21 protein-coding genes are annotated in these 20,321 nt (G+C 42.9%); 16 read left to right on the forward strand and 5 right to left on the reverse strand.

Annotated elements, in window-relative coordinates; all coding sequences use genetic code 11:
- Positions 1-11: 11 nt before the first annotated feature.
- The 4 genes from IGJ25_RS07165 (at position 12) to IGJ25_RS07180 (ending at position 4,942) form a co-directional block, all read left to right on the forward strand.
- Positions 12-1,043 carry a DUF916 and DUF3324 domain-containing protein gene (locus tag IGJ25_RS07165; RefSeq protein WP_081116749.1) on the forward strand — a complete coding sequence of 344 codons (1,032 nt, stop codon included), beginning with the start codon at positions 12-14 and terminating at the stop codon, positions 1,041-1,043.
- Between the two features lie 45 nt (positions 1,044-1,088).
- The gene (locus IGJ25_RS07170; RefSeq protein ID WP_225000734.1) at positions 1,089-3,248 is read left to right on the forward strand and encodes an L-type lectin-domain containing protein; all 2,160 of its coding nucleotides are present in this window, start codon (positions 1,089-1,091) and stop codon (positions 3,246-3,248) included.
- Between the two features lie 685 nt (positions 3,249-3,933).
- Complete coding sequence (locus IGJ25_RS07175; RefSeq protein ID WP_015509452.1) at positions 3,934-4,302, forward strand: DUF7006 family protein; 369 nt, start codon at positions 3,934-3,936, stop codon at positions 4,300-4,302.
- 277 nt (positions 4,303-4,579) lie between these two features.
- Positions 4,580-4,942, forward strand: a complete 363-nt coding sequence (locus IGJ25_RS07180; RefSeq protein WP_225000735.1) for a hypothetical protein — start codon at positions 4,580-4,582, stop codon at positions 4,940-4,942.
- 75 nt (positions 4,943-5,017) lie between these two features.
- Here the strand turns inward: IGJ25_RS07180 and IGJ25_RS07185 are convergent, their stop codons facing one another.
- Both IGJ25_RS07185 and IGJ25_RS07190 read right to left on the reverse strand, forming a co-directional pair.
- On the reverse strand, positions 5,018-5,452 hold the full coding sequence (locus tag IGJ25_RS07185; RefSeq protein ID WP_081116744.1) for a MarR family winged helix-turn-helix transcriptional regulator: 435 nt from the start codon (positions 5,450-5,452) through the stop codon (positions 5,018-5,020).
- 58 nt (positions 5,453-5,510) lie between these two features.
- Entirely contained in the window at positions 5,511-5,921 is a 411-nt protein-coding gene (locus tag IGJ25_RS07190) for an organic hydroperoxide resistance protein (protein WP_026008061.1), read from the reverse strand.
- A 248-nt stretch (positions 5,922-6,169) separates the two neighbouring features.
- On the opposite strand from IGJ25_RS07190, the gene IGJ25_RS07195 reads away from it, so the two are divergent.
- On the forward strand, positions 6,170-6,382 hold the full coding sequence (locus tag IGJ25_RS07195) for a hypothetical protein (RefSeq protein WP_005225691.1): 213 nt from the start codon (positions 6,170-6,172) through the stop codon (positions 6,380-6,382).
- Complete coding sequence (locus IGJ25_RS07200) at positions 6,379-7,338, forward strand: SPFH domain-containing protein (RefSeq protein WP_081116743.1); 960 nt, start codon at positions 6,379-6,381, stop codon at positions 7,336-7,338. The genes IGJ25_RS07195 and IGJ25_RS07200 overlap by 4 nt, the downstream gene beginning before the upstream one ends.
- A 66-nt stretch (positions 7,339-7,404) precedes the next feature.
- On the opposite strand, the gene mprF is transcribed toward IGJ25_RS07200, so the two are convergent.
- Both mprF and IGJ25_RS07210 read right to left on the reverse strand, forming a co-directional pair.
- A complete protein-coding gene (mprF, locus tag IGJ25_RS07205) occupies positions 7,405-9,951 on the reverse strand; it encodes a bifunctional lysylphosphatidylglycerol flippase/synthetase MprF (protein WP_081116742.1) in 2,547 nt (848 codons plus the stop codon).
- Positions 9,952-9,953: 2 nt separating this feature from the next.
- Positions 9,954-10,679 (reverse strand): alpha/beta fold hydrolase, encoded by a 726-nt coding sequence (locus tag IGJ25_RS07210; RefSeq protein ID WP_005225694.1) that lies wholly within the window; start codon positions 10,677-10,679, stop codon positions 9,954-9,956.
- A 266-nt stretch (positions 10,680-10,945) separates the two neighbouring features.
- Here IGJ25_RS07210 and IGJ25_RS07215 point away from each other — a divergent pair, with 266 nt between their 5' ends.
- The 3 genes from IGJ25_RS07215 to IGJ25_RS07225 all read left to right on the forward strand — a co-directional run bounded on the left by IGJ25_RS07215 (position 10,946) and on the right by IGJ25_RS07225 (position 13,349).
- Complete coding sequence (locus IGJ25_RS07215) at positions 10,946-11,971, forward strand: NAD(P)/FAD-dependent oxidoreductase (protein WP_081116741.1); 1,026 nt, start codon at positions 10,946-10,948, stop codon at positions 11,969-11,971.
- Between the two features lie 200 nt (positions 11,972-12,171).
- The gene (locus tag IGJ25_RS07220; RefSeq protein ID WP_005225697.1) at positions 12,172-13,047 is read left to right on the forward strand and encodes a cation diffusion facilitator family transporter; all 876 of its coding nucleotides are present in this window, start codon (positions 12,172-12,174) and stop codon (positions 13,045-13,047) included.
- A gap of 131 nt (positions 13,048-13,178) precedes the next feature.
- Entirely contained in the window at positions 13,179-13,349 is a 171-nt protein-coding gene (locus IGJ25_RS07225; protein ID WP_005225698.1) for a hypothetical protein, read from the forward strand.
- A 116-nt stretch (positions 13,350-13,465) separates the two neighbouring features.
- Here IGJ25_RS07225 and IGJ25_RS07230 read toward each other — a convergent pair whose 3' ends face one another.
- A complete protein-coding gene (locus IGJ25_RS07230) occupies positions 13,466-13,729 on the reverse strand; it encodes a hypothetical protein (protein ID WP_123833853.1) in 264 nt (87 codons plus the stop codon).
- 168 nt (positions 13,730-13,897) lie between these two features.
- Between IGJ25_RS07230 and IGJ25_RS07235 the strand changes: the two genes are divergently transcribed.
- The 7 genes from IGJ25_RS07235 (at position 13,898) to dagF (ending at position 20,318) form a co-directional block, all read left to right on the forward strand.
- Positions 13,898-14,383, forward strand: coding sequence for a GNAT family N-acetyltransferase (locus IGJ25_RS07235; RefSeq protein WP_438779223.1), 486 nt, complete (start codon positions 13,898-13,900; stop codon positions 14,381-14,383).
- A gap of 307 nt (positions 14,384-14,690) precedes the next feature.
- Complete coding sequence (locus IGJ25_RS07240) at positions 14,691-15,989, forward strand: PTS sugar transporter subunit IIC (protein WP_005225702.1); 1,299 nt, start codon at positions 14,691-14,693, stop codon at positions 15,987-15,989.
- Positions 15,990-16,017: 28 nt separating this feature from the next.
- Positions 16,018-16,269 carry a hypothetical protein gene (locus IGJ25_RS07245; RefSeq protein WP_005235223.1) on the forward strand — a complete coding sequence of 84 codons (252 nt, stop codon included), beginning with the start codon at positions 16,018-16,020 and terminating at the stop codon, positions 16,267-16,269.
- Position 16,270: 1 nt separating this feature from the next.
- Positions 16,271-17,365, forward strand: coding sequence for a DUF871 domain-containing protein (locus tag IGJ25_RS07250; RefSeq protein WP_142437068.1), 1,095 nt, complete (start codon positions 16,271-16,273; stop codon positions 17,363-17,365).
- Between the two features lie 4 nt (positions 17,366-17,369).
- Positions 17,370-18,482, forward strand: a complete 1,113-nt coding sequence (locus IGJ25_RS07255; RefSeq protein ID WP_142437069.1) for an amidohydrolase/deacetylase family metallohydrolase — start codon at positions 17,370-17,372, stop codon at positions 18,480-18,482.
- Positions 18,466-19,572 carry a DgaE family pyridoxal phosphate-dependent ammonia lyase gene (locus IGJ25_RS07260; protein ID WP_142962710.1) on the forward strand — a complete coding sequence of 369 codons (1,107 nt, stop codon included), beginning with the start codon at positions 18,466-18,468 and terminating at the stop codon, positions 19,570-19,572. The genes IGJ25_RS07255 and IGJ25_RS07260 overlap by 17 nt, the downstream gene beginning before the upstream one ends.
- Positions 19,569-20,318, forward strand: coding sequence for a 2-dehydro-3-deoxy-phosphogluconate aldolase (gene dagF, locus IGJ25_RS07265; protein WP_142437071.1), 750 nt, complete (start codon positions 19,569-19,571; stop codon positions 20,316-20,318). Before IGJ25_RS07260 ends, dagF begins: the two co-directional genes overlap by 4 nt.
- Positions 20,319-20,321 lie beyond the last annotated feature (3 nt).

Here is a 20,321-nt window from a genome sequence, read left to right on the forward strand (position 1 = left end):
AAAGGGCGACAATGAAAAAACAAATCAAGTGCTTCGTACTCATTAGTTTCTTTATCAGTTTGTGTTGCGTTACGAAAGTCACCGGTCATGCACAGACCACACGGTTCACTGTAACCCCTGAACTTCCCCAAAATCAAGTCAGTGACGTCACTTATTTCGACTTACTGGTAAATCATGAGACCGAACAGAATTTGACCGTTGCCCTTCATAACACGAGTTCGGAAACCCTTACGATACAAGCATCCGCACTGAATAGTTACACAGCTGCTACTGGGATCATCGCTTATCAGGCAGCCGAAACAGCAGAGGATTTTGGCGGGGTGTCTTTCACGACCTTGATAAAGAAACCAAATCAAATGATTCAGCTTGCACCAGGGGAAACACGCCAAGTGGTATTTCCTCTTTCAATGAATGACAAGCGTTTTACAGGTGAAATCTTAGGTGCCTTTTCTTTTGAAGAAGAACAAAAGGAGGGGCAAGAGGCGGAGGAAACAAGTCTTACGTCAACCTATAAAATCGTCCAAGGTGTCCGCCTTCGTCAGCAGTTAGATCCGCTACCTGATCCTGAACTTTCCTTGATCGAAAGTGAGGCGATAGAAAAAGACGGCATCGCATCCCTAAAAAGCCGCATTGAAAATGATCAGCCAGTTGCTTTTGGGAAGATTGCTGTTAAGACTGTGATTCGTGAGCAAGACAGTGACAGGGTTGTGGGGGGATTTACTGCGGAAAGTTTTCAATTTGGCCCAAACTCTACACTGGATCTTTATAGCGCGTTTGATGAAGAAATTGTAGAGCCAGGAACCTATCACATTCAAATCGAGCTGAGTGCCCCACGTGGAACGTGGGTTTTTGAGGATAGCGTTACTGTTTCTCGCCCAGAAGCTGAATCGATCAATCGAAAAACGATCGTGGGATCAGGCTCTCTTCACAGCAACCGTTGGGTATATATTGTTGCAGTGGTCATTCTCCTGCTTATTTCCAGTCTATTGCTCCTGATGTATTTGCGACGAAAAAAATCAAAGGAAACAACAGAGCAGGAATGAGAAGACTTCATTTAAGCACTTGATCAAACAAAGCGGAGGATGACGATGAAAAAATTTCTTACGACACGTTTTTTACTTTTCTTCTTGTTAGGTATCGCCTTATGCTATACAGGAAACGCATCTGTTGAGGCGACCGTCGTTGAGCCAGATTTTGCGACGTTGCCGATCGATGAGACCTTGATCACTACGGTGGGGCAAGCTCGTTCTCCGCAAGGATCGGATGGCTATAACTATGTTCAGATAAATGATGGGGTGACATCAAATGTTAGTGGGGGCGTTTGGTTCAACAAAGCGGTTTCTTTTACCCGATCTTTTCGTTTAGAAATGGCTTTTTGCATTGAAAATGCAGCTGCTGATAGCGATGGCTTAGCTTTTGTTATGCAAAGCATTGGCTTAAATGCACTTGCTCAACAAGCCGGTCCAACGATTGGTGTTTGGTCGAATGTAGGGGGAACCGACCCACTGAATACCGGAGCGATTCCGCAAAGCTTTGCCATCGAATTCGATACTTACTACAATTCTGGTAGTCTGGGTCTCCATGGTGCCATAGATCGTGATGCCCCCAATAGTCATCATATCGCATGGAATTTTCCAGGTTCAAACGACGCCTATACGACGGAAGGCTGGCTGCCGTCGTATAAAGTCGTCAACCATCTTGATACTGTTGCGGTCACTGATATTTCCGATAGCCAGTGGCATACGTTTACCGTTACTTTCGATCAGCCCAATCAAACCTTGCATTATTCTGTCCCAGATTTTGGGGTCGATGTCACGGTACCCGTGGATGATACGTTCAAAACGAACTTGAACTTGACCAACAATGCGCCAGTTTATTTTGGTTTTACTGGTGCTAATGGTGGAAATGTCCAAGAAAAAGCAGTGGCATTCATTGATGTCGAAGGCTTGGTCGATATGGAATTGCGTACAGGCGTATTTGAACGTGACACCAACAAGCTTTTGCTAGATACTGAGACAGCTCTGAGTCAACCACCAGTCGTTGATGCGCAAAAAACAATTACTTATGCCACGTATCTTTCTTATAAGGACACCAGTGATTTAACGGAGTTGGAAGCAGGCATCAAGCTGCGTTCGTTTCTTCCAGAAGGCTTTTCTTTAGTCGATGAGACAGTGTATTTCGGTGGTCCTGATTTGATGGTAAATGGTATGCCAGAAGGCGGCACGCCGATTGATTTTAGCGTTGAAGCTGGTGAGTTGGTCGCGACCCTACCTGCATTAGCCAAAGGGAATGACTATCTTATCCACTATTCGATTACCTATACGGGGGCGCCGCTCAATGAGAACTTGAATCAAACAGTGCCTGTGCAAACGACCTTCCAAGGGAATGCCTTTGTATCGAGTCTCGTATCTGGCAGCCCTGAGACGCATTCCTACACAATGACCGGTGTGTTTCCGCTCACGCTGACAACGGGTGTGCCTACCTTAGAAGAAGCGAAAGAAACCCAGCAGATCGTGCGGGAAAACCGTTTGTGCTTTACCCCGATTACCATCGATGACCGCAATTCAACGCAAGCACGCTTGTATGTTACGGATTTTTTTACGGAAGCAGAGACGGTGACGGAGGCAGATTTCTTAGAAACAGCTCAGATAGAGCGTGCCACATTGGCAGATCCCTTTACATACACGTTGGAACGAGATACCGCGAATCTGGAGCCGGGAACCACTTATTATCTTGCTGCTTTTGTGATCGATGCAGAAGGAAATCAATCAGAAACCCATTATTATGGCATTGATTTTCGAGGCAGTGTACAATTTCTCAGTGCGCCGGAGTCGATCAACGGACCGACAATCAATGTAAATGAGCTCGCACGATCGATCCGAAGTGATGGCTTTGCCTATCTCCCTGTTTCGTTTGATCAAACCTCGGCACTGCTGTCTATCAGCAACAGCAGTGAAGGGACTTGGCAGCTTAGTGGGCAAATGACTGATTTCTTGCAAGACCAGCAGCAGTTGGCAGAAGAAGTCCAATTCGTGATCTATGATCCGCTCGACGATCACTTGGTGGCAACAGTTACGAAAGAAGAAACGATCCTTTTTCAGCAGCTTCCCGACGGCGAGGCTGATTTGACCCTTGCTTTAAATGAATACAACTGCTATTTACGATTTGTTCCTGATTTTGATTTGATTCAACCGGGGACGTATACTGGTACGGTCAATTGGCAGTTGGAGAGTATGATTGTAGACTAATAAAAAAAACGCCATTACGGCGTTTTTTTTTATTAAAGTTCTCAGTCGATCACTGCTAACTTTGTCGACTTTTCGCAATTTTTAAAACTAATGATAGGCCTGCTAAAGCAAAACTGCCGTATTTAACGAATTTTTCCAAGGAATCTAAAGTTTGCTGTTTTTTGTGTTTACAGTCCGGACAGCTTTTTTCATTGCCAGTTAACTTCTTGCCGCATTTACAATGGTTCTTCATCTTTGCTCCACTCCTCGTCTCGTTTATTTTTGATGACTTTCTCTACTTTAATTATACATGTTGCTGAAGGTTCTGTCTGAGATTATGCTGTCTCCGTTTTTTGTGAAGGGCAATAAGGGCTGCTGGTTGTTTGTTTCAAATCGATCACGCTAAAGGATGCGATCCTTGGCGGCTGATTTTTCGTATAGAAGAGAGGCAATCTATCTAAAAAAGGAGGGAAATCTGACAAATTTCTCATTTTCAGATGTTGCTGATTCGCTTTGCTTATCAGTTCAGCAAAATTTTGCTATTGTGGAGTAAGATTGAGGAATCAAAAAACGACTTCTCCTTTTTTTCTTGATTCTATCCTTAATCTGAGAACGAAAATCACCGATAGTATGCTATATATAGGAACAGGGAGCCATCCTTGACGATGTCGAATATGGCATTTGAATGAAAGGATTGATGAAATAAGTGATTTCTTCAATAATCTATACGGACACAAAGGCTTATTTGGATAAGGTGGTCGATCAAGCACTGTTGGATTTGTTAAAATCTGATTATCCCAAAGTCTATGATCATGTACAACAATTGATTGCTAACTTTGAAGAAACGATCCAACAAATTGATCACTCAAATTTTTGGCAATTGATGCCAGAGATTTTAGGCTATGATTCACGCTTTGTCTTGTTGAACTCGTTGCAATTGTCAGAAGACAAATTTTTGACGGAAATCGAGGTTATTCAGATGATCGAACGCGATTATCCGAATTTGAATAAAGAGTTTTGTGGCTATTCCTTAAAAGAAAAAGAGCACGAAAGCCTGATCTTCAACATCCAATAAGCGGTTCTTCTTAGGATCACTTGATAGAAAAGAAAGCGACTAGCGCATCTAGTCGCTTTTTTTTTATGGAGAAGAAGGAGAATTAAACGTGTTATTTATCATTAAAATAAAAATTATTTTGAAATTATGAATAAAATGGATTATTATTGGTATATAATCCTTTTAGTGAAAGAAAAAACAATCGTAAAATGAAGAGGATAGATAGCTTATGTCAATAGCTGCGATTGTTTTGATTAGAAAATAAGAACCAGCCTGATTGGCATGGAAAGGAGCAGTTATGAATTACTTGAGTTTTTCAAAAAAAGAGTGGGAAGTCTTAGTTTGTTTTTGGGCTGTGGATGAGCCGCTATGCTGTACCGAATTTAGTGAACGCTTCGGCTTGAATCGCAACACGTCATTGTCAGTGATTCCTAAGTTAGTCAATAAAGGGATACTTGAGATCGCAAGTATCAAGATGAGTGGGTCAGTTTTGGCTCGTCGTTTCCAACCAGCCGTCACCGAATTGGAGATTTTGCAAAGTGGTTTGACGGAGGAACAAATTTTTGAACTGGTAAAAATTGCGATCAAAAAAATTGAAGACCCAGAACAATTAACTCAGTTGCGAAATGTTATTGGCGAATTGAAAACCAAAGCTTCGTAGGTCATCCCGTTTTCTTCGCTGTTTGTTAGTGAAGGTTTAAAAGATAAAAAAATGATCCACTGTGAAAACAGCGGATCATTTTTCTTGTTCTTGAAATTTTTGGACCATTTTGGTCGTCAATTCGTGGAGGACTGACAGTTCTTCCGGTTCAAGGGGCAAGAATTCCGTTACTTTGCAGGGGATCTCTAGCGCTTGTTCATGGAGTCCTTTGCCTGAATCAGTCAATGTGACCCGCAAGGAACGTTCATCGTCTTGATTTCGATTTCTTACTAGGTATCCTTTTGCTTCAAGCTTTTTTAAAACCGGTGTCAGTGTGCCAGAATCTAGACATAATTGCTTCCCCAATTCTTTGACACTGATCGCTTCATCTTCCCATAACACCAACATCACTAAATATTGGGTATAGGTCAAATTCAACGGGTCCAGTAAGTTTTTGTACTGTTTGATAATTTCTTTTGAAGCGGCGTATAGAGGAAAACACAATTGGTTTTCTAACGCTAAGACATTCATGTTTTCACTCCTTTTTCTAACATCCGCCTCTTATCATAGCTGTTTTTTCAACGAAAGTCTACTCGCTAACGGCTTTGACAGTCACTTCAATGTTGCCAGCTGTAGCTTTTGAGTAAGGACATACGGTATGAGCGATTTCAAGCAATTCTTGTGTTTCCTCTGTTGATAAACCTTCGATTTGACCTTCGATCTCAACGCCTAAAACAAAGCTTGATTCACTTTCTGCGTATAACGTCACTTGTGCACTGACAGTCGAAGCACCGTCGATTCCTTTGTTGCTTTTTACTAATTCAAGGGCACTATTGAAACAAGCACTAAACCCAGCCGCAAAAAGTTGTTCTGGATTGGTGGCATTTTCAACACGTTTGCCAGGTGCAGTAATATTTAGTTCAAATGAATGATCGGGACTATGAACTTCTCCTGAGCGGCCGCCAGTGTTGATCATTTTTGTCGAATACATTTTTTTCATTATTTCTTCACTCCTGATTTTTATATTTTGTACAATTAGATTGTATGAAATTTATTTGGCAAATGCAAGGGATTTGTTTTCAGCTCGTCTTTTTTTTCTAAAAAGGAGGGAATTATGAAATGTATACTGTCCTCTTGGGTGAAACGTGCTATTATAGTTAGTAACACTTGTCATAGAATGAACGAATCAATTGAAACGAAAAATAACCTGCACGAAGGCAAAGAGGGTGGAAAATCATCGTAGACTACATGGAACAACGAGCGGTTGGACGTTATTTTCGATCGCTGACGGATCATTATTCAGGCTATATCCGTCTTTATGGCACCTACACAGAATATCGAGTGATTGCAGGGATTCCTGCTGAAAATGTCATGTTAGAGATTATCGGGGTTGAAAACGGTGTCTTATTGACCCGTGTTAACAATACATTATTTGAAAATGGAAGAGGGTTTTTACAATGATCATTATCCAAATTATTTTAGTTATCTTCGTATTAGTGGTTCTGATTTGGCTGATCGCAAGCACTGCTGTGATCGTTCGTCAAGGGGAAGTCAAAGTTGTGGAAAGTTTTGGGAAATATGTTCGAACGTTGGAGCCAGGTCTTCATTTTCTTGTTCCGATTTTGTATACAGTTAGAGAAAGAGTGTCCTTGAAACAGATTCCTTTGGAGATCGAACCGCAAAGTGCAATTACGAAAGACAACGTAATCGTGCAGATCGATGAAGCAATCAAATACCACGTCACTGATGTTCGTGCTTTTGTTTACGAAAATGAAAACTCCGTTATCTCAATGATTCAAGATGCCCAATCAAACTTACGGGGGATCATCGGGAAAATGGATCTGAACGAGGTTCTAAATGGAACTGAAGAAATCAACGTGGCTCTATTTACTTCAATCAAAGACATCACTGCTGGCTATGGGTTAGCGATCGACCGGATCAATATCGGGGAAATCAAAGTTTCCCAAGAAATCATTGAATCAATGAATAAATTGATCACAGCTTCAAGAGACAAAGAATCCATGATCACAAGAGCCCAAGGGGAGAAATCTTCTTCAGTCTTAAGTGCCGAAGCCAAAGCTTCGCAAATGACGATCGACGCGCAAGCTCGGGCAGAACAAACCCAAATCGATGCAGAGGCGCGGGCAAAACGTGTACGGATCGATGCTGAGGCAGAAGCGGAACGAATCGCGAAAATCACTGAAGCTGAACGCAAACGGATTTTAGCTATCAATGAAGCAATCAAAGAAAGCCAGCTAGACGAGCGCTCCTTATCTTATCTAGGGATCGAAGCCTTTAAAGACGTGGTCAACAGCAATACCAACACGGTCATTCTGCCATCCAATATGACGGAACTAGGAAATATTCCAGTCGTCAAACAACTTTGGGAAAACGCACCATCTAAATCAGTAGAATAACTTTGAAGCGCAACAAATGAAAAAAGCTCAAATGCTCCGAGAATAAACCGGCGCATTTGAGCTTTTTTATTTCGTTTTGTCTGCCGCTTGATTATCGACGATCAACAGAGCAATCATGACATAACCGATCCAACTGTCCCGAGAATATAAGATGTAGCGAGGGGACCAAGAAGCGGCATATTTCTGTTTGTACTCCCGCAATCCTTCAAAAGAATAGAAGCGAGACCCGAAAGTGTAAACGAGATAGGCGATCCGCTCTTGTAAGAAACTACTGCGGAAAGTACCAACATTGGCTAATGGTGCCATACCTAAATCGAATTGTTGGTAGCCTTGTTCTTTAAAATAGTCAAACAGCTGAATAAACAAGAAATCCATCGTTCCGTTCGGGGCTTTTTCAGGATCGTGACGCATCAGATCAATGGAAGCTAAGCCTGTCTGATAGGTTGGCATAAAGGAAGCAAACGCGACGATCTCTTGTTGCTGATTACGGACGACTGCAATTGGTGCGGTACTCAGATAGGATTCTGAAAAGAATCCAAGGGAGAACCCTTTTTCTTTCCGTCCATCTAGCCAGTTGTCAGAAATTTCCTTAAGGGTGGCAAAGGTTTCGGCTGAAAAGGGTGGAGTGAGCACATCAAAGGTAAAGCCTTCTTTGGTGATCTTGTTGTTCAATGCCCGCTGTCCCTTCATTTTCTTTCCTGAGAGGGTGAAGCTAGGCAGATCCACATAGGCTTTCTCACCGAATTTGATAAAGTCATACCCGAATTCATGCAGTAGCATCACCATTTCTTCACTACTTTCATAAAAGACTGGCAAGTAATTCCACTGATCCATCTCTGTTAAAAAGGTTTCCAGTGCCTGGGGAAAGTCTGCTTGCTTCCCAGAAGGATCCCCCATGACTAAGCATTTATTATTAAAGGTCGTAAATTGAAAAAAGACCGTCGGCTCGCCGATTTCTGGATAAACGTACACTTGCTTGTCTTTTAAATAGACAAGATGGCTATCGCTATTGCCGCCATAAGTGTTCAAAATATGCTTCACTTTATCGGTGGCGGCACTGACACCGAGTTGGTGCTTTGGTCCCATCAAGTAGCGTGCAAACAGCAGCATCGCAACGGCGACGAATAAAATCGCAACGAAGCCTTGGAGCCATAATTTTTCAGAAGGGAAAAGCAAAAAATCCATCGAATGGTGATGCGTCGGATGCCGATTGATATGGGGCATATTGTAGACCCCGATAATGACATAGAGGATCGTCAATGAACCAATCAGCAAACCATCGATCGTTAGCCATTCCCAAGCGAAAACCAGTTGCTTTCGGAATAACTCGCTTTTTGAAAAAATCATGATCGCCAGTAATAATAGAAGAAACAGCATGGTCGAAAAGCGGAAACCCGCAAAAATAGCATAGGCGATTGTTGCTGCAATCAACAAAAGCGTCGGCATATACGCGCGACTGACACGGGCAGAGATGCCGCGACCGGCGATCAAAAAGAGATAGCCGAGAAAGATACTCGGGTACTGCATCACAAAATTCAAGCGAATCGGATTGAGGTGGGCTAACCATTTGATTTGATCAAAGGCTTCTGGGATCGTGGCGGAAAGCACCAACATCGTTCCAGTCAGATAAAGCAGCAACACTTCGATCTTGTGGAACACTTCCAACAACAAGCTTTTTGGAATACCAGAAAAGCGCTGGTTGAGGGAGACACCGACATTTTTTGAGAAAAAAAGCAAACCGATCAAAAAGGGAATGATGTAATAAAACAGACGGAACAGCAAGAGCCAGGCAATGACACTTTCACGGGGAATCTGTAGTGAACCCATTCCCATAATCATCATGACATCAAAGGTTCCCAGTTCGCCAGGAATCATCGAGACGATCCCAATCACGGAAGCAGCGATGAAAAGCGGCAAAAGTTGAAACACATCGACCGAGAGACCCATCAACAGACCCGTCGTAAAGAAGGCGGCAAAAACACCTAGCCATTCCAATAAGGAAGCGGCGATCAGCTGCAGACGATCACGTCGTTGCAGCCCACCTAAGTAGGCATTTTTTTTGGAAAAACTAAGCGCATAGACGATTGGAAAATAAAGACTGCCGCCTAAAAGCCAGATCCAATACTGTTGGAGATAATCGGTCGTGGGACCGAAGAGGACGAATGCCAGCGCTGCAAGCGATAAAATCGAAAGACCAGACATCAAGTAGATAAAAATCTTCGATATTGCTTGGGCAACGTCTTTGCCTTTTTTTCCTTTGCCATAGAATTCCGACCTTAACCCGATACTGATGAATCCGCCAAAGCCGATCAAATTGTTCATGGTATTGATGATCCAGCTGGTTTCTAGTAAATAGCGGCGTTCAGGTTTGTCCCCTAGTAAGCGATTCAAGACGATATCATATAAGACCATGGGAAAAACACACAGTAAGCCAATGACAGCCATTAAAGCCACTCGCCAAAGGGATAGCTGCGCAAACAATTGTTTTAGTTGATCAATCGAAATCGTCTTGCTTAACGAAAGCAGCTCGCCGAACACGATCACGGCGACTGCAATTAAGAAGAGGGTTTTAAACAGTGAGCGGTGGTCACGGAGCCAAGTAAAGATTCTCATAGTTATTCACCGACCTTTTCTAAAAAAGATAATACTTTCGTGTTAAAAACTTCAGGATTCTTTCGTGCAAAACTATGTCCTTGTCCTTTGACAACGATAAAATTGGACTGAGGGATACTGTTTGCAATATAAAAAGAATGGGAAAGCTTGATCGAATCACGTTTGCCGACCAAAATCAATGTCGGCACACTGAGGTGATTCAAATCGGCTGTAGATAAACCGATTGGACGAAACAACAATCCCAAAATAGGCAGAAAGCCCCGCATGCCTTTGGAGAATGGGGAACAAAGCCAAACGATCAGATATTGCAAGACACTGCCGATTCGAGAAAAGAGCCTCACACCTCGCGGTTCCGTGTTGCCAGAGTTTAAAATCATGCAGCTGACATGCTCTGGGTAGAGATGGCAAAAGACCATCGCCAGATTGGCACCATCGCTAAATCCTAGTAAGGCGATTTTCGTTAGCTTTTCTTGCTGAATAATTGCTAAGAGATCTGTTGCCATTTTAAAAAAATCGATTTTCTTCTGCGTATTGGTGGATTTGCCATGTCCTCGACTATCGATTAAATACAGTTGATGTTTTTGACGCAAAGCGTCGACCTGCTTTGAGAAATAGGCACTGCTGCCGCCATTTCCGTGCAATAAAAAAAGAGGGCGTCCTGAACCGGTTTTCTCGTAATAGAGGACAGACCCGTCCGGTAAGGGCGCGTAACATTTTTCAACTTCCATTTTTTCACCTACTTTCTAAGAGTATACCTTGAAGTCAGGGACGATCACAAATATATCACTAGATAAAATGAGAAAAAATAACAATCTGCTCATCTTTTTTTTACCAGAAGTTCAGGAAAAGGCTTTTTTCTTTACAATGTAAAGAAAAATAATTGGTAAACATAATTAATTTGTTTTCAGAAAATTCTTTACAAATGGACGATCGTTGTCTATAATCGAACTAACTAATTGAGAATGATTTTCATTTACGAAAGAGAGGCTAGCCAATGACCACTATAGCAGATGTTCTGATTATCGGCGGAGGACCCACTGGACTCTATGCGAGTTTTTATGCTGGATTACGTGATCTATCGGTCGTATTGTTTGAAGCACAAGCCGAATTAGGCGGGAAGATCAATTTCTATCCTGAAAAAATGGTCTGGGATGTGGGTGCATTGCCGCCCACCAAGGGAAAGAAAGTCAAAGAACACTTGATTGAACAGGCCAATTTGTTTGATCCAACGATCTATCTGAAAACGAAAATCATTTCATTGACCAAGGAAGACGACCTTTTTTATGCAGTGGATGACCAAGGGAGGACCCATGTTGGACGCACCGTTTTAGTCTGTATCGGCGGCGGTGTCGTTTCTCCCCAAAAATTGCCATGTTTCATCCATAATAATGTCGACAACTATATCCACTATCAGTTTCCTGACCAGCAAGCGATCCAAGGCAAGCATCTAGTGATCTCTGGCGGCGGTGATGCGGCAGTGGATTATGCGATCGAAGCAGTGTCTTATGGTGCCAAAGTCACCCTGTGTTACCGAGGAGAAAAATTGAAAGCTCATGAAGCACAAGTAAAGAAGATGAAAGCAGAAGGGATTCAAGTGCTGATGAATCACACCATCGATGGGGTGAATCAAGCAGAAACATTCAATATGGTTCTACGACTAAAAAACAGTGCCAACCATGAAACGATCGATTTTTTATGCGATCATCTACTGATCCAACACGGGTATGACCGTGACAGTGGCTTGTTAGATAAAGTCTCCTTTGATCTTGCACGCCATGAAGACTTTTACCTCAATTGCGAGATTCCTACAAAAACTAGCCATCCTGGTGTTTTTGCGGCGGGCGACATTCATTATTTCAAAGGCAAAGTGAATCTTTTGGCGGGAGCCTTTCAAGATGCTGCGCAAGCAGTCAACCAAATCAAGCACTATTTAGAGCCGACCAGTGTCCCACAGGCGATGGTTTCATCCCACAATGAGAAATTCAGTGAAAGAAATCGCCAGTTGTTGGTCAATGAGTAGCAACGCTTCTTTGTGAAAGAAAAAGTAGAAAAAGCAGGAGTCCCTTATGGGTCCTGCTTTTTTGGTGTCCTCAGAACAGAAATTCGTTTCACTAGAAGTGAATGTTTGCCGCTCCTAAAAAATAAAATCTCTCAAATAAATGATGCAAACTGTGAAAATTTCAGCTATTATTTTCAAGTTGACTATTTGGAGGGGATGACATGAATCAAACAAGATACGCAGAATTAAAACAAGCAGAAAGAGGCGCCATCTTAAGTATCGTTGCTTACATTTTGGTTTCCATCGCCAAACTTGCCATCGGTCGTTTGGCAAACTCTGAAGGACTATGGGCAGATGGGTTGAACAATGCGACGGATATCGTAGCGTCGATCGCTGTCTTGATTGGTTTGCGTTTGGCTCAAAAGCCAGCAGATGAAGACCATAAATATGGTCATTGGAAAGCAGAAAACGTGGCGAGTCTCGTAACATCCTTGATTATGCTGGCAGTCGGTCTGCAAGTCTTATGGTCTTCCATTCAAACGATTCTACTCGGAGAAACGCAAAGTCCCGATATGATCGCGGCAGTCGTCGGTATCATTTCAGCTATTTTGATGTATGGCATGTATTACTATAATAAGCGATTATCCGCTCGCGTAAAAAGCTCCGCTCTGCTAGCAGCTGCTAAAGACAACCGCAGCGATGCGTGGACGAGTATTGGAACGGCGATCGCTATTTTTGCCGCCTCATTTGGTATCGGTTGGCTGGACAGTTTGACTGCGATCGTGGTAGCTCTTTTGATTATCAAAACCGCCGTCGATATTTTTCGTGAGAGTGCCTTTTCACTTTCTGATGGGTTTGATGAATCGCTAGTCGTGGAGTATGAAGCGGCAATCGCTGGTTTTTCTGAAGTGAAATCTGTCAAATCGATTCGAGGAAGAATGTATGGCGCCAATGTTTTTCTCGATGTCGTCGTGACGATGGACAAATCTTTGACGGTTGAAAAGAGTCATAACGTAGCAGATGCTATTGAAGATCTCTTAGCTGATCGTTTTCAGGTGTTTGATACTGACATCCACATCGAGCCTGCTACCGAATAAATTTTCTGGAAAAACCTTGATAGGACAAGGATGTAAACCACCCGTTTCCTGTTTGTAAACTGAAAAGTTCTTACGGAACCTGCTCATTCATGGCAAACTAGAGGTAACAAAGGAAGAAAGTAGGGAGCCCTATGAATAATAAGCAGGTAGTAGAAAATGAGTTAGTTATTTCTTTAGATAAAATGGATGAAACAGAAATGATGGCACTTTGCCAACAATATATTGCGGCTATTGATGATAGCCAAGTCCTCTTCGCTTTACTGAAAAAAGTTCAAGCCTCTAAAGCAGCAGTAAGCAAATAAAAAACAAACCGGCATCTTATGCATTGATGTTCCCCTCAGCGAAAGCGAAAGGCGCATTGATCAACAGGAAAAGATGCCGGTTGTTTTTTGATTTGTTTGAGTCTTTTTAAAAACTTTTAAAGGACGTTTAATAGTGCGATTAACCCATAGACGAACAAAGAGGCTATTCCTAGAGGAACAATGCGTCGAAATATAATCTCTTTCAAGCGCTTGCCTGCTTGTCGTTCTTTTTCATAGTTAGGATCATGGGCATGCGCTTTAAATTGCTGAGGAGAACGAGAGAAGATCAAGCCATTGGTCATCGATAAAACCCAGCCAATCAACGCCATGAAGAACGAAACAAAAATGATTGCCAGTAAAAGTAGTTGCAAGAGCTGCATGGTGTTGCTACCTCCTTTTCGTCACCATTTTTTCACTTCTAGTTTACCATCTTTTGAGACATTTTGGGGTCTTTGTTCCACGTGCCCTTTCTTTTTTTTCCGTATCCCTTATAATACAGATATTTATAAACGAGTTTTTGTTTCGTGCAGCAGAAAGAAGGGGTTCTTATGGCAATCGCAAAAAAAATCGTTCAATCACCTGAAGATTTCCAAACGTTGGATCGTTTGATCAAAGAAATCTGGCCAGAAGTGTTTACACCTATCATTGGGTCCGATCAAGTCGCGTATATGCTGGCTCATTACCAATCACCAGCAGCGATTCAAAACGAAGTCCAGCAAGGAGCAGTCTATCTTTTGTTATTAGAAGGAGACCGAGCAGTAGGATATACAGCGTATGAAGAAACGCAGCAGCAGATTTATTTGAGTAAATTGTATCTCCATCAATCCACTAGTGGCAAAGGCTATGCCAGCCAAGTCTTTGATTGGTATGAGGAGATCGCCTCAGGCAAAACACTGCATTTAAACGTCAACAAACAAAACCAGCAAGCGATCGCTGTTTATGAGCATCGCGGCTTTAAGCGTGTTTCTAAACGCACCGTTGCGATTGGTTCGGGGTTTGTGATGGATGATTTTATTTATGAGAAGAAAGTATAATTAAGCAGGAAATTCATTTGATAAACCAAAAAAAATTAAATGAAGCAAGAATCTTATTTTTGAATTTAATATCGTGCCTATTGGGAAACATTGCCAATAGGTTTTTTTGTATCTAGCTAATTTTAAAATTCCTCATCAACACATAAATTTTTAAGTTGTGCTACAGTGTAAAATTACGATGAATAAATGTTCTTTTAAACTGTTAAAAATAGTTTCGTCTATTCGTAAAAAACATATTTACTCCTAGGAAGCACTGTGCTATTATCCTTGTATAAACATTATAATGTTATAAACTAAGGAGGCAATTATGAAAGGGTTTGTAGAATTTATTGAACAGAAGTTGATGCCGATTGCAAATAAAGTGGGGATGCAACGGCACATGGTAGCGATTCGTAAGGGGATCATCGCTACGTTACCGTTAACGATCGTTGGGTCTTTCTTCACGATCTTACTGAATTTTCCCATCGAATCAGTCGCTGCGGTGATCGAACCGTATCGGGAAGTTTTGGATATTCCCTTTCGTTATACAGTCGGATTATTGGCATTGTATGCAACGTATGGGATTGCTTCATCGCTAGCAAAAAGCTACAAGCTGGATTCATTGACTGCGGGTATCTTAGCAACGATGTCCTTTCTTGTAACCGCTGCACCACCGTTGCGAGTCTTCGATTCTGTGGAAGGCATCATTGATGCGGGACGCTATATCAATGTGGCAAACTTAGGATCAGGCTCTTTGTTTGGCGCGATCGTCACGGCAATCTTATCCGTTGAAATCTATCGTTTCTTTATCGTAAAAAACATTACCATCAAAATGCCAGATGGCGTGCCACCAGAAGTGACGAATTCATTCATGGCGTTGATTCCTGGAGGAGCGATCCTGATATTGTTCTGGGTGATCCGTCATATGTTAGGCTTTGATATCAATGGCTTTTTAAGTAACTTGTTGATGCCGTTAAAAGACGTGCTAGCTGGTAACAGCTTGTTTGGTGGTTTATTGACTGTCTTCTTGATCTGTTTCTTCTGGGTACTGGGGATTCATGGACCAGCCATCATGGGTCCTGTCATTCGTCCATTCTGGGATATTTCCATTGCTGAAAATATGGAAGCGTTCCAAGCATCTGGCAATGCGCATGAATTGCCTAATATTTTTACGGAACAATTTTTACAATGGTTCGTCTGGATCGGTGGAGCCGGTACGACCTTAGCGTTGGTCGTTTTGTTCTTCTTCTCCAAATCAAAATACTTGAAACAATTGGGCCGTTTGTCCATCTTGCCAGGCTTATTCAATATCAATGAACCAGTGATTTTCGGTGCACCGATCGTAATGAACCCAATCTTAGGCATTCCGTTCTTGGTGGCACCGTTGATTACGACAACGATTTCTTACTTCGCGACCATTACGGGTGTCGTACCGATGATGGCTGCCAGACTTGGGTTTGCCATTCCAGCACCAATCGCCGCCTGGATGAGTACGGACTGGAGTATCGCAGCAGCGATTTTAGTGATCGTCAACTTCTTTATCACACTCGCAATCTACTACCCATTCTTTAAAGTCTTTGAGAAACAGCAGATTGCCCGCGAACAAGAAGAAGAAACAGCCGCTTAAGCAAGACAAAAAAGAGTGAGGTGCATACATGGGGATTTATGCCATTTGTTTATTTTTTGGTTGTCAAATTTGGTTAACAAAATCAGCACAAGGGAAAAAAATTCAAGAAGTGCCGTTTTGGCGGATGCTTTTGTTCGGGATTCTTGGCGTTGCTGCAGCGATCCTACTGAGCCGTCAGTTTCCGTGGGGACCATTTTTGACGATGACGGCGACGATTGTTTGCAGTTCGCTTTTACTGACACGTTTTACTGCTTTTTATGAAGAAATGAGGATGAGATAAGTTGAAAAGACAACTAGGAGTATCGGTGTATCCCGATCACAGTGATTTTGAAACAGACAAAGCCTATCTGCAATTAGCCCATGATTATGGCTTTAGCCGCATTTTTATGAGTATGCTGGAAGTGAGTGACGGCAAAGAAAACGTGCAGAAAAAGTTTAAAGCGTTGATTGATTTTGCCAAAGGATTAGGCTATGAAACGATTTTAGACGTGGCACCAGCCATCTTTTCGGAACTAGGCATCTCCTATGATGACTTGACCTTTTTCCATGAACTAGGTGCCGATGGGATTCGTTTAGATTTAGGCTTTGACGGCAATAAAGAAGCGATGTTGACCTACAATCCCTTTGGCTTAGCTGTTGAATTGAATATGAGCAATGATGTGGCGTATTTAGACAATATTTTGACCTATCAAGCCAACATTCCTTACTTATATGGCTGCCACAATTTCTATCCGCAAGAAGGGACTGCCTTGCCCTATGATTTCTTTGAAAAATGCAGTCGTCGTTTCAAGGAAAAAGGCATTCGAACTGCCGCATTTATCTCTTCTCAAACGGGAACGATCGGACCTTGGGATATCAATGATGGCTTACCGACCTTAGAAATGCACCGGAAAATGCCTGTAGAAACTGCCGCAAAACATTTGTTTGCCACAGGCTTGATCGACGATGTCATTATCGGAAATGCTTATGCTTCTGAAGCAGAATTGGCAGCGCTAGGAGCGATTGATCGCTATCAGACCGCATTTGCTATTGAATTTGTGCCTGAAATCAATGAAGTTGAACGCCAAATCGCCCTGAACGAGCAGCATTACCGTCGAGGCGACATCACCGATCGGATGATCCGTTCCACAGAAGTTCGTAAAAAGTATAAGAACCATGACAATCCTGTCCATGACCACGAAGGCGTCTTTCAACGAGGGGACGTTGTGATCGGCAACGATCGTTTTGGCAAGTACAAAAACGAGCTGCAAGTCGTGCTAGAGCCTCACTCAGATCCACGAAAAAATAAAATCGGTTCGATCGTCGAACAAGAGTTAGTTCTGCTGCCCTTTATCCATCCTTGGTCGAAATTCACTTTCACAGAGAGGAAGGTGTAACGAAATGTTTGATTTGATTATTCGTCAAGCCCGCACGATCGATGAAGAAGTATTTGATATTGGGATTCAAGACGGCAAAATCACTGCTCTGGCACCCACATTGCAGGAGCAGGCGAAACAAGAGCTGACCTTAGCAGAAGGGGAGTTCTTGTCAGCTGGTTGGATCGATGACCATGTCCATTGTTTCGAGGAAATGACGCTCTATTATGATTATCCAGACGAGATCGGTGTCAAACAAGGCGTCACGACCGTTATCGATGCGGGGACGACGGGCGCTGAAAATATCCATCGGTTTTATGATTTAGCCAAAGAAGCCAAAACCAATGTCTTTGCTTTAGTCAACATTTCCAAATGGGGGATCGTAGAGCAGGATGAACTTGCGGATCTGTCAAAAGTCAAAAAAGAATTGGTCAAAGAAGCACTGCAGAAGTTTCCTGACTTTATCGTCGGGATCAAAGCCCGAATGAGCAAAACGGTGATCGGCGAAAATGGCATCACGCCGTTGAAATTAGCGAAAACGATCCAAGCTGAAAATCAACCGCTGCCTTTGATGGTCCATATTGGTTCAGCACCACCGAATTTAGCAGAGATTCTCGCTGAATTGGAAACAGGCGATGTGGTGACCCATTGCTTTAACGGCAAAGCCAATGGATTTTTGGATCAGACGAACCAAACCATCAAGCCTTTCGTCTTTGACGCCTATGAAAAAGGCTTGGTCTTCGATATTGGTCATGGGACAGACAGTTTCAATTTTGACGTGGCGGAGACAGCCTTTGCCAATCAGCTGAAGGCTTCTTCCATTAGTACAGATATCTACATTCGCAATCGTACCAATGGACCAGTCTTTGATTTAGCGACGACTATGGAAAAATTAGCGGTCGTAGGGTATGATTGGCGTGAGATCATCGAGAAGGTGACCAGTGCCCCTGCGAAGCAATTTCATTTACAAAACAAAGGCGAGATCGCATTGGGATATGATGCTGATTTTACGATTTTCCGCTTTGAAGCGGGCGAAAAGGAATTGACGGATTCTAACGGCAATCGCCGAATCACGACACAACAGATCGTGCCGCAAAAAGCGGTGATAGGAGGGGAACTTTTTGACACTGAATATTGAAGAATTAGACTTGAAAGAAGTCATCAATGCTTCTGGCAAAATGACGATTCTAGGTGTCTCGAAAGTCAGCGAAAGCGTACTTGCAGCCCAGCGCTATGGCGGGGAACATTTCTTTGAAATGGCAGATCTAGCAGAAAAAACCGGTGCCTATTTGGCAAAATTGTTGAAAACGGAAGATGCACAGATTGTTTCTTCTGCTTCAGCGGGGATCGCCCAATCAGTGGCGGCGCTCATCGGTCAAGGCGACAGCTATCATTTGTACCACCCTTACAGTGAGAAAATCAGTAAACGGGAGATCATTTTGCCCAAAGGCCACAACGTAGATTATGGCACACCAGTGGAAGTGATGGTGACACAAGGTGGTGGGAAGGTCGTGGAAGCAGGTTATGCCAATATGTGTACTCCCGAGCACATTGAACAGATGATCACGCCCGAAACGGCGGCGATCCTCTACATAAAGAGTCATCACACCGTTCAAAAAAGTATGTTGACAGTAGCAGAAACGGCCCAAGTTGCCAAGGCACACGATCTTCCATTGATCGTTGATGCGGCTGCTGAGGAAGATTTGTTTGCCTATACCCAAGCCGGTGCTGATTTAGTGATCTATTCAGGTGCGAAAGCACTGTCAGGACCGAGTGCTGGCTTAGTGATCGGCAAGCAGCCCTATGTCTCTTGGGTACGCCTGCAATCCAAAGGGATAGGTCGAGCAATGAAAATCGGTAAAGACAATATTCTCGGATTTACCCAAGCCATGACGGATTATCTAGCGGAGGGAACAGAATCTGGGGCTTCGATGCAAGAGCGTCTGCAACCATTTATTGCGGCAATCAATGAAATCACTGGTTTCGAAGCAAAAATCGTTCAAGACAGCGCTGGCAGAGACATTTATCGGGCGAGTGTCAAAGTGAAAGAACCAAGTGCCAAAGCAGTGATCGACGCACTAAAAGCAGGAGAACCAGCGATTTATACCCGTGAGTACCAAGCCAATAACGGCATCATTGAATTTGATATCCGAGCAGTCAATGAACAAGAAATGGCAGTGATCACCGATCGCTTACAAGAAATTATGTTAGGAGCAACCCAAAAATGAAAACTTCACCCAATTATTTCGCTGACCGTGTCTGTCTAAATGTGTTAGCAAACTCCATCGACAATGCGAAAGCTTGTTACGAAGCAGCAGAGGGCAACATCGTCCTAGGTGTTTTATCAAAAAACTATGATAGTGACGAGGCGGCTATCGCTGACATGAAGAACTATCAAGTGGCAACAAATAATGCCCTTTCTGTAGGGCTTGGTGCTGGCGACCCCAATCAAAGTGAAATGGTCTCCCGAATTTCCGCTGTTCTTCAACCACAGCATGTTAACCAAGTGTTCACGGGAGCGGGGACCTCACGAGCTTTGCTAGGACAATCTGAAACGATCGTCAATGCCCTTGTTTCACCAACGGGAAAAGTCGGCTATGTCAATATTGCGACTGGTCCATTGAGTTCACAAACTCCAGCTGCAGAAGTCCCAGTTGAAACAGCGATCGCTTTATTAAAAGACATGGGCGCTAGTTCTATCAAGTATTTTCCAATGAAAGGGTTGGCTCATAAAGCAGAATATCAAGCGGTAGCCGAGGCTTGTGCCGCGAATGATTTTTATTTGGAACCGACCGGCGGTATCGATTTAGAAAACTTTGAAGAAATCTTGCAGATCGCTGTTGATGCAAGCGTGAAAAAAATCATTCCACATATTTACAGCTCGATCATCGATGGAGAAACAGGGGACACACGCCCTGGAGATGTACAGACATTAGCAGAAATGACGAAAAAGGTGTTGGCAGCAGCCAAATAGGGG

Source organism: Enterococcus sp. DIV0240d (assembly GCF_051711245.1).
Taxonomy (GTDB): Bacteria; Bacillota; Bacilli; order Lactobacillales; family Enterococcaceae; genus Enterococcus_D; species Enterococcus_D casseliflavus.